This is a genomic window from Sorangium sp. So ce204 (assembly GCF_051526795.1).
GTDB classification, from domain to species: domain Bacteria; phylum Myxococcota_A; class Polyangia; order Polyangiales; family Polyangiaceae; genus Sorangium; species Sorangium cellulosum_B.
Window position 1 is genome coordinate 8,768,801 of the sequence record NZ_CP150317.1, and the last position, 13,165, is coordinate 8,781,965.

Here is a 13,165-nt window from a genome sequence, read left to right on the forward strand (position 1 = left end):
GAGCTCGCCCCCGCATGAAGCTCGCCTCTCTCCGCGGCCCCGGCCGCGACGGCACGCTCATCGTCGTCCGCCGCGACGGCCTCGCCTACACGCGTGCCGGCGAGGCCTTCCCCACGCTCCAGGCCGCGCTCGACGACTGGGAGCGCGCCGAGCCCGCGCTCCGCCGCATCGCGGCCGACGTCGAGCGCGGCGAGGCGGCCGTGGCGCCGCTGGTCGCGGAAGAGCTCGCTGCGCCGCTTCCGCGCGCCTACGAGTGGATCGACGGCTCGGCGTACATCCACCACATCGTGCTCGTGCGCAAGGCGCGCGGCGCGGAGCCCCCCGAGACGCTGACGACCGATCCGCTCGTGTACCAGGGCGGCTCCGGCGTCCTCCTCGGCCCGACCGACGACATCGTCCTGCATGACGAGGCCTGGGGCCTCGATTTCGAGGCCGAGGTCTGCGCCGTCCTCGGAGACACCCCGCAGGGCACGCGCCGCGAAGAGGCCCACCGGCACATCCGCCTCTTCCTGCTGGCCAACGACGTGACGCTGCGCAACCTCGTGCCCGCCGAGCTCGCGAAGGGGTTCGGGTTCTTCTGCTCCAAGCCCGCCACCGCGTTCTCGCCGTTCGCGATCACGCCCGACGAGCTCGGGGACGCGCTCCGCGACGGGCGCGTCCACCTGCGGCTCCGCTCGACCTACAACGGCGCGCTCATCGGCGATCCCGAGGCCGGCCCGGAGATGCACTTCTCGTTCTTCGATCTCATCGAGCACATCGCCAGGACGCGCGGCTTCACGGCGGGGACGCTCCTCGGCAGCGGCACCGTCTCCAACGAGGACCCGGCGCGCGGCGTCTCTTGCCTCGCCGAGCGGCGCATGCTCGAGATCCTCTCGGACGGGGCGGCCAGGACGCCGTTCATGAAGCCAGGAGACACGATCATGATCGAGATGCTGAATCGCGCGGGAGAGAGCCTTTTCGGGCGCATCGCGCAGCGGGTGGTGGCCAGATGAGCGCCGCGGTGAAGGGGCTCGCGCTCTACGGCTACTGGCGCAGCTCGTGCAGCTGGCGCGTGCGCATCGCGCTGGCCCACAAGGGCGTCGAGCACGCGTACCGGCCGGTGAACCTCGTCCGGGACGGCGGCGAGCAGCTCCGCGACGAGTACCGGGCCAAGAACCCGATGGCGCAGGTGCCCCTGCTCGAGTTCGAGCAGGGCGGCGCCGTCCGTCGTGTGTCCCAGTCGGTGGCCATCATCGAGCTGCTGGAGGACCTCTTCCCCGCGCCGCCGCTCCTGCCCGCGGATCCGTACCTGCGCGCCAGGGCGCGGCAGCTCGTGGAGATGATCAACTCCGGCACCCAGCCGATGCAGAACACCGCCACGCTGAAGTACGTGAGGGACGAGCTCGGCGGCGATGAGAAGGCCTTCGGCCGGCGCTTCATCGCCTCGGGCCTCGCCGCGTTCCAGGCGGCGGCGAGCGAGCTCTCCGGGCGGTTCTGCGTCGGCGACCAGGTCACCGTGGCGGACGTGTTCCTCGTGCCCCAGCTCTACAACGCGCGGCGCTACGAGGTCGACCTCGCGCCGCTCTCGACCCTCACGCGCATCGAGGCCGCGTGCATGGATCTGCCCGCGTTCCAGGCCGCCCACGCCGACCGCCAGGTCGACGCGGTCGCCTAGCTCGCCCCTGCGTTACCCCCTCGCGACGGAGGACCCGGATGGCCAAGGTGGAGTCGATCGGCATCAAGCGCGTGGAGGCGCTGCACTACTACGTGCGCGACCTGGAGCGGAGCCGCAGGTTCTACACGGAGAAGCTCGATTTCCAGGAGATCGCCGCGAGCTCGCCGGAGCTCACCGCGGCGGCGGCGCAGCGCTCGGTCGTCTTCCAGGCCGGCGAGTGCGTCGTCGTCTGCTCGGAGCCCGCCGGCGAGGGGGGGCGGGCGTGGCGCTACCTGCGCAAGCACCCCGACGGGGTGGGCACGGTCATCTTCGAGGTGGAGGACGTCGACCGCGCCTTCCGGCTGCTCGACGGCCGCGGGGGTACGCCGATCGACGAGGTGCATCGGGTGACGGAGGCAGGCGGCACCTTCGCCTCGTTCTCGATCACGACGCCGTTCGGCGACACCACCTTCCGCTTCGTGGAGCGGCGCGGCTACCCCGCGCTGTTCCCCGGCTGCGTGGCCTACGACGCGCCGCGCGGCGGCGAGAACCGCTTCGGCATCGCCCGGTTCGATCACATCACCTCGAACTTCCAGACGATGGCGCCCGCCCTGCTCTGGATGGAGCACGTGCTCGGGCTCGAGCCGTTCTGGCAGATCGCGTTCCACACGAACGACGTCGCGAAGGACACGGACCACGGCTCGGGCCTGCGCTCGGCCGTGATGTGGGACCCGGCCTCGGGCGTGAAGTTCGCGAACAACGAGCCTTACCGGCCGCACTTCAAGAGCTCGCAGATCAACGTCTTCAACGAGGAGCACCGCGGCGACGGCGTGCAGCACGTGGCGCTCGCCGTCGACGACATCCTCGCCGCCGTGCGCGCGATGCGCGGCCGGGGCGTGGAGTTCATGCCCACCCCGGCCGCCTATTACGACATGCTGCCCGAGCGCCTGCAGCGGCTCGGCATCGGGCAGATCGACGAGGACGTGGCGGCGCTGCGCGAGCTCGAGGTGCTGGTCGACGGCGACGGCGCGAGGTCGTACCTCCTCCAGATCTTCCTCAAGGAGTCGTCGGGCACGCACCGCGATCCCGAGGCCGGGCCGTTCTTCTTCGAGCTCATCCAGCGCAAGGGGGACCGCGGCTTCGGCGCCGGCAATTTCCGGGCGCTGTTCGAGAGCATCGAGCGGCAGCAGAAGGCGGGGAGCGGCTGATGCTCGATCGCGTCGTCGCCGGGATCGTCCCGCCCAAGCACCACATCGCCCTGCGCAGCGAGGCGGGGGATCTCCGCTACGAGGAGTGCCTGACGCGGGCGGGCTTCGACGGCCCCTACACGATCGCCTACCACGAGCGCCGGCCGCACGAGCACCGGGTCGCGGAGGCCGCGCACGGCTTCACGCTGCCGGTCGCCGCGCCGGCGCGCCCGCTCGCGAAGCGGCACTACCGGTCGCAGGATCTGCCGCGGCGGGGCGGGCCCGCCGTCGACTGCCGCGTGCCGCTGCTGTTCAACGACGACGTGGTGATCGGGCTCGTCCAGCCGGACGCGGCCGATCCGGTGTACTTCGCGAACGCGGACGCCGACGAGCTGTTCTTCGTCTTCCACGGGGGCGGCGTCCTGCGCACGATGCTCGGCGATCTCCGCTTCGAGCAGGACGACTACGTCGTCATCCCGAAGGGGCTCTTCTACCGCTTCCTCCCGGACGCCGCGCCCCAGCGGTGGCTCTCGATCGAGGCCGCGGACATCCACCTCCCGCGCAAGTGGCGCAACGAGGTCGGCCAGCTGCGGATGGACGCGCCGTACTCGCACCGCGATTTCCGGCGGCCCACGTTCGTCGGCCCCCTCGACGAGGGCATCCGCGCGCTCGTCGTCAAGCGCGGCGGCGCCTTCCACGGCTTCACCCTCGAGCGCTCGCCGCTCGACGTCGTCGGCTGGGACGGGGCCGTGTACCCGTTCGCGTTCCCCATCCAGCGCTTCCAGGCGCGCGTCGGGCTCGTGCACCTGCCTCCGGACTGGCACGGGACGTTCGCCGCGCGCGGCGCCCTCATCTGCAGCTTCGTGCCGCGCCCGACCGACTTCCACCCGGAGGCGATCCCCTGCCCATACCCCCACGCGTCGGTCGATTGCGACGAGTTCCTGTTCTATTGCCGCGGCAACTTCACCTCGCGCCGCGGCGTCGGCCCCGGCAGCATCTCGCACCATCCGGCCGGCGTCCCGCACGGGCCGCACCCCGGCGCGTACGAGGCGAGCCTCGGGGCCCGCGAGACGAGCGAGCTCGCGGTCATGCTCGACACGATCCGCCCGCTCTCGGCCACCGCGGCCGCGCTCGCGGTGGAGGACCCGGGCTACCAGGACAGCTTCATCGCGGGCCCCTAGCGCGGGGGCTCAGGGCCCTGGGGCATGCTGAAGCAGGTGGTCGTGCACTCGTTGAAGCGCTGCGACTCCTCGAAATCGATCCCGTTCAGCCCATTGCAGGACATGCCGATGATGCAGCGGGCGTTGCACACGATCGACCCGACGCAGTCGTCGGGGTTGGTCGAGAACGGGACTCCCAGCCCGCACGCCATGAAGACGTCGTTGGCGTCCTCGCAGACGCTGCGAAAGATGGAGATGCCGCAGCCACGGAGGCTGTCTCGCTGGCTGTCGCAGCCGTCGAACAGGTACCTCTCGTCCTTGCATTCGAGCTCGTCCTCGACGCACGCCACGTAGTCGTCGAAGGAGCCGGTGCAGCTCGCCTTCACCGCGGCCGCGCGCGCGGTCTCCGCCTTGCCGACGCACTCGAGGTACCTCGCCTCGCTGCAGCCGGAGCAATCGCAGATGCGGTCGCAGGCGCGCTCCTCGGGCGAGGGGCAGCCAGCGGAGACGAGCGCGCCGCCGGCGGCGGCCAGGGAGAGGAGCACCCAGTGGGTGCGCGGCGAGCGGCGCTTGGGGGCGAGCACGATGACCTCCTCGCCCTACTCTATTTCATTTCGGCATCTTGCCGAGCCGCTCGAGCAGCGCGCGCACAAGGAGCGGCCACGCGACCGTGGCGTCCGAGTACACCTCGGCGAAGCGCCCGCCCTCCTGCGGCGGGGTGAACTTGCCCCAGCTCACGCCCTCGGAGTACGTGCAGCCGGACAGGCCACCCCAGTGGACGGGCTCGGGGCAGATGCGGACGCCGTACTGGAACCGCGGGTGATCGACCTCGATGTCCAGGCGATCGCCGACGATGTCGTAGAACGGCGCGACCTGCTGGGCCCAGTTGCGCGGCACGCCGCCGCCGATGGTGAAGATGCCGAGGCGCTTCTTCTTGCGGACCAGGCGGGCGTAGCTCAGCAGATCGAGGAACGGATTGTACGGCGGCGGCACGGCCTCGCGCCACAGGTCGAAGCCCGGCTTGTCGCCGTGCTGCGCCTTCACCTTGCGCAGCATCCATGTCGCCACGTCGAGGCCCATCTCGCTGTCGGTGAAGGCCGGCACGTAGACGGGCACGTCGCGGAGGTACGCGCTCCGGAGCACGCCCGGCGAGTCGCCCATCTCCGCGAGCGCCTTGCCGAGCTGGCGGCAGATGATCTCGCTCGACCAGGGAGCGCCGGGGTCCAGCTTGTCGAGCTCCTTCCGGACGAAGACCTCGATCGCGTTGAGGTTCTTCTCCATCTCGAGCGTGTCGTAGACGCGGTTGTACCCCTTCTCGAAGTACGTCTCGTCGGAGATGCCCGGGTTCGCCTTGTAATGGGTCAGGCCGACCGCCTCGCTCAGCCCGTGCGCCATGAGCGCCCCCGTGCTGATGATGCAGTCGATCATCCCGGCCTCGATCATCCTGACGATGACGACGCCCATCTTGGCGACCGTCATCGCGCCGGAGAACGTCGCCACGACGAGGCAGTCCTCGTCGCGCACCATCGCCTCGAGCACGTCGCACGCCTCGCCGAGCGCGCGGCCGCTGAACGCCGTCCTGCTCATCGCGCGGAGCAGATCGTCGAACGAATCGATCTTCAGCGGGTCGAGCGCGGCGAGCGGGACGAGCTGGTCTTCGACGCCGTCGCCGAGCTGGCGGTGCGAGGGGCGAGGGTGCTTCGGAGAGGACATAGGGCGCGAACATATACCCGCGCGGGGGGCGGGCCGTCGAGCGCGAAGCTCCCCGCGAGAGGGGCGAGCTCAGGGCCGGACGGGCAGCGAGCACGCGAGGCGGCGCGCGGATCTGTCCGCGGGTCCGCCCGCTGGTCTGCCCGCTGCCGCGCCCTCCGTTCCGCCCGTTCCGCCCGTTCCGCCGAGCTTCCCGGCGCCCTGGCCGATCCCGCGATCGCCGCCTTCGGCGCGGCGGGCCGCGAGATCGGCGCGAACGAACGCGAGCGGGCCAGCGCTGGGCTGGCCGTCGGTCCGCCGCTCCAGATCCATCAGCGCGGCGATCTTCGCCACGCAAACGTCACGACCCGACACACGGACGTCATAGACAGCCGTGCTCGCGGGCGCGCGGCGGCCATCGATCGTCGCGAACGCGCTCGCCCGATCGAGCAGGAAGCGCGCGCCGCGCGGGCGCGCGGCGCACGCCGGCATGCGGGTGAGCTCGGTGCGGACATTCGGGACGATCTCCCAGCCGTCGAGCGGCAGGAGCGGCGGGGCCTTCGCTGTCGCACCTCGCGCCGTCGTCGCGGCAGGCGGGATCGGCACCGTCCGGCCGAGCGTCAGGCCGTGGAAGCTGAGCAAGAGCGGCACCCCGGCGCTCGTCGGCTGCCCCAGCGCGGGCTCGCCGAGGTTCGCGAGCGAGGCGATCGGCCGCGGGGCCTCGCCGGAGGACCACGCGACGAGCGACGCCCCGCGGAGCCACGCGACGGGGCCATCCGGCGCCTCGCTGAAGGCGACCTCCGCCTCGGGCATCAGCTCCAGCGGCACCTCGGCGACCTCGGCGCCGCGGCCCGGCCTCACCTGGATCAGCACGTCGCGGCCCGAGGCGCGCACCCCGAACAGGATCCGGCCCCCGGACGCCGCGAACCGGGCGAGGATCGCGTCCCGGCCGACGCCCTCGGGCGCCGGGCCCGTCCACGAGCGGACCCTGGCCTGGAGCTCGGTCGGGTCGAGCCAGCGCAGCGTCCACGTCGCCCGCGGCGCGGCGGAGGCGCCGCGCGCCTGGAGATCGGCGCCGGCGCTTCTGGCAGCAGCGCCGTCGGGCGAGCGCACATCGAGCGCGGCGACGGTGGAGAGCTGGCCCCAGCGCCTGTCGCTCACCGACGAGACGCGCCGCTGGCCGTCCGCTCCGGGCTTCATGTCGCGGGTGAGCAGCGCGAGCGCCTCCTGGGTGCTGCGCGGCGGCGGCACGCCCGCAGGCGAGAGCGGCGGCCCCGGCTGTGTCGTGCAGGCGAGCGCGCGCTCCGGCAGCGCCGGGGACGGCGGCGGGCGGAGCGGCAGGAGCGGCGCGGCCCCGAGCGCAGGGCCGCGGGGCGGCGCTCCCTGCGCGGGCAGCGGCGGCCCCCAGCCGACGCGGAGGTGGGTCGAGATCCTCAGGCCGGCCTCGTTCACGGCCAGCATCCCGGGCTCGGCGAGCAGGTCGCCACTCCGGGCGATCTCCGCCGCGGCCTGGGGTGGGACCTCGATCGGCGACCACGTGCGGCCGGCGTCATCCGACGCGAGCACCTTCCCTTCCCCGACGGCGATCCCGCGGCCGGCGTGGACCACGGCGTGCGCGGCCCCGGCGAGGCGAGCCCGCGAGGCCTCGCCGCCGGGGGAAAGGACGACGGCGGTGAGCTCTCCGGCCTCGTCGGCCACCACGAACGACAGCGCGCCGTCCTGCCCCTCCTCGATCGGGCTGACCACGTTGACGTCGTCGCCCGCGCCGCGCAGCCAGCCGAGCGGGAGCAGCGGAGCCTCCCTGCCGCCGGCGTCGATCACCGCGACATGGGCGCCGGGCGAGGCGCCCTCGCGGCCGTCGCCGCGCGGCGCGGGCTCGTCGCGGGGCGCGACGTCGCTGTCCCAGAGCCCGCGCAGGATCGCGATCCGGCCGTCGGCGAGCGCGCCGGCGCCGCGCCAGCGGACGTCCGCGCCAGGGCGGACCGTGCTCCACCGGCCGCTCGGCTGGCGCACGCACACGCTGCCCTCGTCCTCCGCGTCGCACGGCGCGAGCAGCAGGGCGCCGCCGCTCGGGGACACGCGGAGCTCGGCCTCGCCGCTCCGCACGAGGACGGGGGGCTCGCTGCCGAGAGGGCGGCCGGCCTTGACCTGGAGCACGCCGAACGGATCGTGGCGGCCGTCCGTCCCGCCCTCGCCGAGCGCGCAGGCCACCCACGCCGCGCGCCCCGCGCGGCCGACGCCGCAGACGTTCAGCCAGTCGCCGCGGCCGAAGGGGGCGACCTCGTGGAGCGCGCCGGTGGCGAGATCCACGCGGGCGAGGACGCCGTGGCTCGCCGTGATCGCGGCGGACGTCCACGCCGCGCCGCTCGAGATCGCCGCCTCGAGCGGGTGGCGCCCCGTCGCGCGGATCCAGCGGAGCAGGGGCGCGCCTGGGCCGGGCTCGGGCGCGTCGTCGTCGGGCGCGGGCGCGGGCGCGGGCGCGGGCCCGAGCCGCGCCTCGGCGACCAGGATCCGCGCCTCGCGCTGCCCGGGCGACGAGGCCCTGCCCTGCGTCACGGCGATCAGCTCGCCGTCGCGCAGACGGACGTCGGCGACGCGGAGCAGCGCGGCGGGGTCGCCGTCCGCTCCGTCCCCGCCCGGCGACGGCGCGACGGGGCGCCACGACGCGCCGCCGTCGGCCGTGACCGCGAGCCCCGCCGCCTCGAAGAGCCCGGCGCCGTGCCGCGCGTCGCGGAACGCGAGGGCGCGCAGCGGCAGTGCGGGCAAGCCCGGCAGCGTGCGCGGCTGTCCCGTCTCGACGTCGAGGAAGATCGGGGAGTCGGCGATGGCGTCCCAGACCGCGACGACGGCGGGCCCGCCGCCGATGCGCTGGAGGTCCGTCTCGGACCGGGCGAGGACCGCGGGCGCGCCGAGCGGGTCATCGAACCGGTAGACACCGTGGACTCCGCGCCCGACGAGCCGCGGGCCGGTCGCGGACGGAACCAGCGCGAGCTCGATCAGCGGCTCGGGGCACGCCGCGGTCTCCGGCCGCGCCGCGCCGTCGGCCCCGACGAGGACGCGCTGGCCGCCGACGAGCGCGAGCGTGCCGCCGGCGACCCGGGGCCCGATCGCTGTCGCGCCGCTCGCGTCGACCCAGCGGGCGGGCGTGGGCGCGGGCGGCGGGGGGCGCGCCGCCGCGGGCGCGCCGCGCTCTTGCGGCGCGGGTCGGGCCGGCGCCCCGCCGCAGCGGGCGAGCGCGAGCGCAGCGAGGAGCGCGGCCGCGCGCCGCGACGGGCGCGGTGGCGCTGCGAGGCGGGGAGCGCCCGCCGCTCTGGACTGCATCATCAGGGCTGAGACTACCGTGATTCACTGGCCGCCGCGGCGCAGCGAGGCTCAGTGGACGGCCGGGCCTGCCGCGACGGGGCGCTCTCGTCTGCCAGCGCGGCTGCCCTGCGGGCGAGGAGGGCCATGAGCCCCCTGGCGCCGACCACGGCATGGTCGGACACGCAGTTGTTGAAGATCGCGTGGACCTGCTCTGCCTCCTGGGAGAGCCGCGCGACGGTCTCCGCCCAGGGAGCGAGCTCCACGGGATCGTAGACGTACCTGAACTTCTCGTTCACGCCGACGGGCGCGTCCCAGGTCTCCTCGCGCCGGCCGTGGAAGCGCACCACGGCGAGGCGAGGATCGGCGACGAGGGCGGTGGGAGGCATGCTGTTGTCCTTGCCCTGCGGCTCATCGACGATGACGTAGAACGCGCCGAGATCTCGGAGGAGATCCGCGACGCGCTCGATGCGTCCAGGCATGCCCCATGACCCGTGCCGGAGCTCGACGGCGAACGGAAGCCCGTCCATGCGCCGCCGGCAATCCTCGATGACACGCACGTTGCCGCGCGTCGCCGTGAACCAAGGAGGGAACTGGAAGAGCACATACCCCAGCTTGCCCGCCTGGCGCAGCGGATCGAGCGCCAGCCGGAAGCGCTCCCAGAGCGCGTCTCTGACCTCGGCCGGCAGGTCTGCCGGGTAGAGGCGCCGCCGGTCGAAGAGCGAGGCTGGCAGCGCGCCCTGGACGTCCGGGGGGAGGCGGACGGGCTCCACGGGGTGCTGGGTGAGCGGCGCGAACGCCTTCATGTTGAACACGAAATCAGGCGGAGTCCGCTCGACCCACTGCGCCACCGTCCCCGGACCCGGGAGGGCGTAATAGCTCGAGTTGACCTCGACCACGGGGAACTGGGACGCGTAGAACTTCAGCCGTTGTGCCGGGCTCGACACGCCCTTCGGGTAGAATCGGTGGCTCTTCACCAGGGTCGGGTCCGTCCACCCGGCGGTCCCGGCAAGGGCGTTGCCGATGCGGGCGGGCACAGGCGCGCACGCCGCGAGCGCCGAGGCGCGCGCGAGCCGCTGCTCCTGCTGGTGTGGAGCCTCCTCTGAAGGCGACCGCTGCGGGTCGCGCAGGGCTTCTTCGTGCATATCGGGGGCAACCTAAGGCCTCTTTGCGGCGATGGAACCGCGCGCCCGGAGATACGGCGGCAAGTGCTCATTGCCTCTCACGAAGGTCCTCTCTCCCGTCGTGCGCAACTGCGGGTCGTGCGCGTACGCTCCCGCCCGCTCGACGAGCTCCCGGATTGCCAGATCCTGCTCCAGGCGGTCTTCCGTCACGCTCTCGTCACGCCCTTTCGCCGTGGATGAGGCCACGAATACAGAACGCCGACAACGTGGAGAGCCCAGATTGTGCATGCGCCGACCGGTCGCCTGCGCTATACTGAACAGGGGCCAGGGGGATTGTTATATTCCTGCCCGGCAGGACAGAGGTGATCGATGTATTCAGCGAATCGTCGCCGGAATATCGAGCGGGAGGAGCGCATGCTGCTCCGCGAGAAGCGAGAGCAGGCGGCCGGCAAGCTCCTTCAGAAGGTGCCGCAGCTCACGAGCCTGAATCTGGAAATTCGCGAGACCCGGCCCAATTCGGCCATGAATGAGACGCAGTACATTCGCCGCGTCGTTGTCGAGCATGCGCATGCGCTGTTCGAAATGCCGTGCTCGTACTCGTCGTGTGACAACGGCGGCTACGACGTGACGCAGGAGATCCTGCGCGGCCTCGCCTCGCGCACGCCGCGGTTCGAGGGGGAATGCGCCTGTCGAGGGAGCTGTGGTGGCGAGTGCTGCTCCCGGGTCCTCCGCTACGTCGCCACGGCCACGTACCGTAGCCCCGAGGCGTAGGGCGGGCGCTCATCGCCCGGGACGGCGTACGCCGCGAGCGGCGGCCGAGGCGCTGTCCGCGCCTCGGCTCACGCTCCGCGCTTCACTCGGTGATGGGAGGCTGTGGCCCCGGGACGATCCCGGCGATGTCCGGATCCTCCCCCGGTGCCCCGCCGTCGCCGGGGCCCTTTTCCTTGCGGCGCGCGAGACGGTTCGCGTCTTTCTCGCGCTGCTTTTCCTGCCGGGCGCGTTCTTTTTGCCGCTTCATTGCTGCCTGTTTCTGCTGCATAGGGAGCCAGGCCTTTCCGCGCCTCCGGGCGGCGCGTTCTTCAGCACCTCGCGGTGCGTCCTGAAGGCGCAGGCGCGGCGCACGAGCGGCGCCGCGCCGCGCCCGCGATCAGTACCGGTCGCCGCGACCGCCGCGGCCGCCGGAGCCACCGCGACCGCCGCGGCCACCGCCGCCGCCGCCGCCGTAGCCGCCGCCACCGAAGCCGCCGCCGCCGCCGCCGAAGCCGCCCCCACCGCCGCCGCCGCCGAAGCCGCCTCCACCGCCGCCGCCGAAGCCGCGCGCCGGGCGCTCCTGCGCTTCGTTGACCTTGAGCGCGCGGCCGTCGAGGACCGCGCCGTTCAGCTGCGAGATCGCGCTGTTCGCGGCCTGGGCCGAGCCCATGGTCACGAACGCGAAGCCGCGCGGCTGCCCCGTCTCGCGGTCGGTCGGCATCGCGATCTCACGGACCTCGCCGGCTGCGGCGAACGCGGACTCGAGGGTCTCGCGGGTGGTGCTGAACGAAAGGTTTCCTACGTAGAGACGATTTCCCATGCCATCCTGCTTTTTTTACGGCTTTCTGGTGCGCCACTGCGGCGCTCTCGGCCTGCCATCCGACGAAGCCGTAACGGATCGAACGGAGACGTGCCGCGCGGAACTCCCGCGCGGTCACACGGTGCGTCGTCCAGTCGTCCGAGCGAGCTGCAGGCTCCCTCACGAGAGGGAAACAGGAAAGCGTCGTATCGAGGGCCAGGGACGTTCGTGAGAAGAAGCATCCTAGCCCGATGCGCCGTCCTTCGCAAGCGGGCCGTCCGTGGTCGAGACCACCGCGGGTCTGTGTTCGCGTGTTCGCGTTTTCGCGCCTCGCGCCTCGCGCCTCGCACCTCGCACCTCGCGCGGGCGCGCCGGCTCCACGCGGCCTCTTGCTCGCCTCGCCGCCTCGCCGCCTCGCCGCGCCAGCTGGCTGGATGGTTACGGACGGCTCGGGTGATCGCCGGTACGGGCGAGGCCGTCCGCTGCCGCCGCGACGTCCCCCCGCGGCGCGGGTGAGGCCGAGGCGGCGCCGGCCTCGGCGGGGGCGGAGCGGCTGGCGATCCAGAGCCAGAGGACGAGGGCGCCGAGCGCGACGCGGTACCAGCCGAACGGCGCGAGGCCATAACGCTTCAGGTAGCGCAGGAAGATCGCGATCACGAGCAGGGCGACGGCGAACGAGACGGCGAGCCCGACCACGAGCGCCACGATCCCGCCTGGGGCGTCGAGCAAGGCGCGGCCGTTCTTGACGAGATCGAAGACGGTCGCGGCGCCGAGCGTGGGGATGGCGAGGAGGAACGAGAACTCGGCGGCCGCGGCGGTGCTGAGGCCGGAGAGCTGCCCGCCGACGATGGTGGTCATCGAGCGCGACGCGCCGGGCCAGAGCGAGAAGCACTGCGCGAAGCCGATCGCGAGCGCGCGCTGGAGCGTGACGTCCTCGACGCGCGGGGCGCCCTGATCCGGCCGGCGGCGGCGGACCGACTCGACGCCGATCATCAGGAAGCCGCCCACGATGAGCGCGGCCGCGACGGGCCCCGGGCCGAACAGGTGCGCCTTGATGGCCTTGTGGAAGAGCAGGCCGACCACGGCGGCGGGGAGAAACGCGAACGCGAGGGCGAGCGCGAGGCGGAGGCTGTCCGGATCCCGCCGGACCATGCCGCGCACGGTGGTCGAGAGGCGCTCGCGGAAATAGACGACGACGGCGAGCACCGCGCCGAGCTGGATCACGATATCGAGCGTCTTCGCCGCCTCGCTCTGGTGACCGAGCCACGCGCCGAGCAGGATGAGATGACCGGTGGACGAGACGGGAAGGAACTCGGTCAGGCCCTCGAGGACCCCGAGCAGGACGGCATCGAACCAGAACATTGCGCCGAGTCTACCCTCACGCGGGCGAGAGGTGCTCGAGAGCGCGCACGGGATCGGGCTGCGTGGCGGGATCGGGGCGCGGGCGCGGCGCGGGCGCGGCGCGGGCGCGGCGCGACCGCGACGGAGAGCGCCGGCCGTCGCGAGGGTGGCGCCGGAGCCGG

The 13,165-nt window shown here is 73.1% G+C and carries 13 protein-coding genes; 5 read left to right on the forward strand and 8 right to left on the reverse strand.

What is annotated here, in order from left to right:
- Window positions 1-14: 14 nt before the first annotated feature.
- Genes WMF22_RS32705 through WMF22_RS32720 form a run of 4 tightly spaced genes read left to right on the forward strand, consistent with a single transcriptional unit; the run spans window position 15 to window position 4,001 of the window.
- Window positions 15-992, forward strand: coding sequence for a fumarylacetoacetate hydrolase family protein (locus tag WMF22_RS32705; RefSeq protein WP_437293896.1), 978 nt, complete (start codon window positions 15-17; stop codon window positions 990-992).
- Entirely contained in the window at window positions 989-1,654 is a 666-nt protein-coding gene (gene maiA / locus WMF22_RS32710; protein ID WP_438032313.1) for a maleylacetoacetate isomerase, read from the forward strand. The genes WMF22_RS32705 and maiA overlap by 4 nt, the downstream gene beginning before the upstream one ends.
- Window positions 1,655-1,692: 38 nt before the next feature.
- Complete coding sequence (locus WMF22_RS32715) at window positions 1,693-2,841, forward strand: 4-hydroxyphenylpyruvate dioxygenase family protein (RefSeq protein WP_438032314.1); 1,149 nt, start codon at window positions 1,693-1,695, stop codon at window positions 2,839-2,841.
- Window positions 2,841-4,001, forward strand: a complete 1,161-nt coding sequence (locus tag WMF22_RS32720; RefSeq protein ID WP_438032315.1) for a homogentisate 1,2-dioxygenase — start codon at window positions 2,841-2,843, stop codon at window positions 3,999-4,001. The genes WMF22_RS32715 and WMF22_RS32720 overlap by 1 nt, the downstream gene beginning before the upstream one ends.
- Here the strand turns inward: WMF22_RS32720 and WMF22_RS32725 are convergent.
- The 5 genes from WMF22_RS32725 to WMF22_RS32745 form a co-directional block, all read right to left on the reverse strand.
- The gene (locus tag WMF22_RS32725) at window positions 3,998-4,564 is read right to left on the reverse strand and encodes a hypothetical protein (protein WP_438032316.1); all 567 of its coding nucleotides are present in this window, start codon (window positions 4,562-4,564) and stop codon (window positions 3,998-4,000) included. The two genes, WMF22_RS32720 and WMF22_RS32725, sit on opposite strands and share 4 nt — an antisense overlap.
- Window positions 4,565-4,589: 25 nt before the next feature.
- Window positions 4,590-5,693: a deoxyhypusine synthase family protein gene (locus tag WMF22_RS32730; RefSeq protein ID WP_438032317.1), complete on the reverse strand. Its 1,104-nt coding sequence runs from the start codon at window positions 5,691-5,693 to the stop codon at window positions 4,590-4,592.
- A 69-nt stretch (window positions 5,694-5,762) separates the two neighbouring features.
- A complete protein-coding gene (locus WMF22_RS32735) occupies window positions 5,763-8,993 on the reverse strand; it encodes a hypothetical protein (RefSeq protein ID WP_438032318.1) in 3,231 nt (1,076 codons plus the stop codon).
- Window positions 8,994-9,004: 11 nt separating this feature from the next.
- A complete protein-coding gene (locus WMF22_RS32740; protein WP_438032319.1) occupies window positions 9,005-10,114 on the reverse strand; it encodes a DUF72 domain-containing protein in 1,110 nt (369 codons plus the stop codon).
- Between the two features lie 354 nt (window positions 10,115-10,468).
- Window positions 10,469-10,663 carry a hypothetical protein gene (locus WMF22_RS32745; RefSeq protein WP_438032320.1) on the reverse strand — a complete coding sequence of 65 codons (195 nt, stop codon included), beginning with the start codon at window positions 10,661-10,663 and terminating at the stop codon, window positions 10,469-10,471.
- A gap of 12 nt (window positions 10,664-10,675) precedes the next feature.
- Between WMF22_RS32745 and WMF22_RS32750 the strand changes: the two genes are divergently transcribed.
- Window positions 10,676-10,864, forward strand: a complete 189-nt coding sequence (locus tag WMF22_RS32750) for a hypothetical protein (RefSeq protein ID WP_438032321.1) — start codon at window positions 10,676-10,678, stop codon at window positions 10,862-10,864.
- A gap of 82 nt (window positions 10,865-10,946) precedes the next feature.
- Here the strand turns inward: WMF22_RS32750 and WMF22_RS32755 are convergent, their stop codons facing one another.
- The 3 genes from WMF22_RS32755 to WMF22_RS32765 form a co-directional block, all read right to left on the reverse strand.
- Entirely contained in the window at window positions 10,947-11,132 is a 186-nt protein-coding gene (locus WMF22_RS32755) for a hypothetical protein (protein WP_437293905.1), read from the reverse strand.
- A gap of 108 nt (window positions 11,133-11,240) precedes the next feature.
- Window positions 11,241-11,663 (reverse strand): RNA recognition motif domain-containing protein, encoded by a 423-nt coding sequence (locus tag WMF22_RS32760; RefSeq protein ID WP_437543126.1) that lies wholly within the window; start codon window positions 11,661-11,663, stop codon window positions 11,241-11,243.
- Window positions 11,664-12,080: 417 nt separating this feature from the next.
- Window positions 12,081-13,004, reverse strand: a complete 924-nt coding sequence (locus tag WMF22_RS32765; protein ID WP_438032322.1) for an undecaprenyl-diphosphate phosphatase — start codon at window positions 13,002-13,004, stop codon at window positions 12,081-12,083.
- Window positions 13,005-13,165 lie beyond the last annotated feature (161 nt).

Excerpts from the sequence above, each read along its gene's own strand:
- WMF22_RS32705 (WP_437293896.1), top strand. The coding sequence starts at position 15 with ATGAAGCTCGCCTCTCTCCGCGGCCCCGGCCGCGACGGCACGCTCATC.
- maiA (WP_438032313.1), top strand. The coding sequence starts at position 989 with ATGAGCGCCGCGGTGAAGGGGCTCGCGCTCTACGGCTACTGGCGCAGC.
- WMF22_RS32715 (WP_438032314.1), top strand. The coding sequence starts at position 1,693 with ATGGCCAAGGTGGAGTCGATCGGCATCAAGCGCGTGGAGGCGCTGCAC.
- WMF22_RS32720 (WP_438032315.1), top strand. The coding sequence starts at position 2,841 with ATGCTCGATCGCGTCGTCGCCGGGATCGTCCCGCCCAAGCACCACATC.
- WMF22_RS32730 (WP_438032317.1), bottom strand. The coding sequence starts at position 5,693 with ATGTCCTCTCCGAAGCACCCTCGCCCCTCGCACCGCCAGCTCGGCGAC.
- WMF22_RS32735 (WP_438032318.1), bottom strand. The coding sequence starts at position 8,993 with ATGATGCAGTCCAGAGCGGCGGGCGCTCCCCGCCTCGCAGCGCCACCG.
- WMF22_RS32740 (WP_438032319.1), bottom strand. The coding sequence starts at position 10,114 with ATGCACGAAGAAGCCCTGCGCGACCCGCAGCGGTCGCCTTCAGAGGAG.
- WMF22_RS32745 (WP_438032320.1), bottom strand. The coding sequence starts at position 10,663 with ATGCGCATGCTCGACAACGACGCGGCGAATGTACTGCGTCTCATTCAT.
- WMF22_RS32750 (WP_438032321.1), top strand. The coding sequence starts at position 10,676 with ATGCCGTGCTCGTACTCGTCGTGTGACAACGGCGGCTACGACGTGACG.
- WMF22_RS32755 (WP_437293905.1), bottom strand. The coding sequence starts at position 11,132 with ATGCAGCAGAAACAGGCAGCAATGAAGCGGCAAAAAGAACGCGCCCGG.
- WMF22_RS32760 (WP_437543126.1), bottom strand. The coding sequence starts at position 11,663 with ATGGGAAATCGTCTCTACGTAGGAAACCTTTCGTTCAGCACCACCCGC.
- WMF22_RS32765 (WP_438032322.1), bottom strand. The coding sequence starts at position 13,004 with ATGTTCTGGTTCGATGCCGTCCTGCTCGGGGTCCTCGAGGGCCTGACC.